This is a genomic window from Phytoactinopolyspora endophytica, from assembly GCF_004138495.1.
In the GTDB taxonomy this organism is placed as follows: domain Bacteria; phylum Actinomycetota; class Actinomycetes; order Jiangellales; family Jiangellaceae; genus Phytoactinopolyspora; species Phytoactinopolyspora endophytica.
In genome coordinates, this window is sequence record NZ_ML142869.1 from 8,948 (window position 1) to 10,276 (window position 1,329).

Below are 1,329 nucleotides of genomic sequence, written 5' to 3' on the forward strand. Positions count from 1 at the left end.
CCAACCACCGCTGAAGCCGACGAACTCGTGGAAGCCACGGCGAGTGGGGTGGAACCGGTCATCCAGGGCACCGTTGTGCCACTTACCGACGAGGCCGGTCGCGTACCCGGCCGCACAGAGATCGTCGGCGACCAGCCGCTCTCTGAGTCCGATCCGGTCAAGCCCTCGCCCCTCGAGGGTGTCGACGGCGCCGGTGCGGTGCGGGTAACGACCGGTCAGAAACGACGCCCGAGCGGGTGCACACACCGGCGACGCCGAATAGTGGTTGCGCAAGACGACGCCGTCGGCCGCCAGCCGGTCAAGGTTGGGTGTACGCGAGCGACCGTCGTTCATGAAGCCGAGGTCGCCGTGGCCCAGGTCGTCGACGACGATGTGAATGATGTTCGGTCGGTCCCCGGACGGCCGTGGCATCGTCATCAGCGAGCCAGCCAGCCGCCGTCGACCGGCAGAGTGATCCCGTTGACATAGTCCGAGGCTGTCGAGGCCAGGAAGACCGTCGCGCCGGCGAGATCGTCTGCGCGCCCCCAGCGCCCGGCCGGAATGCGCTCCAGGATCGACTGGCTTCGCGCCGTGTCCGCACGCAGTGCCCGGGTGTTGTCGGTGGCGATGTATCCCGGCGCGATGGCGTTGACGTTGACCCCGTGGGGCGCCCATTCGTTGGCAAGTGCCTTGGTCAGACCCGCGACTGCCGACTTGGACGCCGCGTATCCCGGTACGTTGATGCCGCCCTGGAAGCTCAGCAATGAAGCGGTGAAGATGACCTTCCCGCGGCCTCGAGTGATCATCTCCCGCCCGACCTCGCGGCTCAGTACGAATTGGCTGGAGACGTTGACCGCGATGACGTCGTCCCACATCTCGTCCGGATGCTGGGCGGCCGGCGCACGGGCGATGGTTCCGCCATTGTTGACGAGGATGTCGATCGGGCCGAGGTCGCGCAGATCCGCGGCCAACCGGTAGACAGCATCGCGGCTACCAAGATCCACCTGCCTGGCGGTGAAGTCGCGCCCGGCCGCCCGGACCAATCCCTCGACCTCGCTGCCGGACTCTTCCAGGTGCGCCGACACACCGATGACGTCCGCGCCGGCCTCCGCCAGTGCACCTGCCATGGCCAAGCCGATACCTCGACGTGCTCCGGTGACCACCGCGATCCGCCCGGTCAGATCGAACATGGATGTGCGCCGTTCCGTCATCCCTGTCCCGTCTGACAACCGACTAGAATCTTCATGACGCCACCGCGCTCCAGCGCGTCGAACGCCGCCGACGCCGACTCGAGCGGCTCGATCCGCGAGATCAGCGACGACGCAGGGATCACGCCGGACGCCACCAGGC

At 67.6% G+C, this 1,329-nt stretch carries 2 protein-coding genes; both read right to left on the reverse strand.

Annotated features, from left to right (window positions below):
* On the reverse strand, positions 1-417 hold a 417-nt coding region (locus ELR45_RS35980), incomplete at its 3' end, for a sulfatase-like hydrolase/transferase (protein WP_165368204.1).
* A complete protein-coding gene (locus ELR45_RS28915) occupies positions 417-1,169 on the reverse strand; it encodes an SDR family oxidoreductase (RefSeq protein WP_205857479.1) in 753 nt (250 codons plus the stop codon). The genes ELR45_RS28915 and ELR45_RS35980, both read right to left, overlap by 1 nt.
* Positions 1,170-1,329 lie beyond the last annotated feature (160 nt).

Bases quoted from the DNA above. Each gene is read 5' to 3' on its own strand.
- ELR45_RS28915 (WP_205857479.1), bottom strand. From the start codon at position 1,169: ATGTTCGATCTGACCGGGCGGATCGCGGTGGTCACCGGAGCACGTCGA.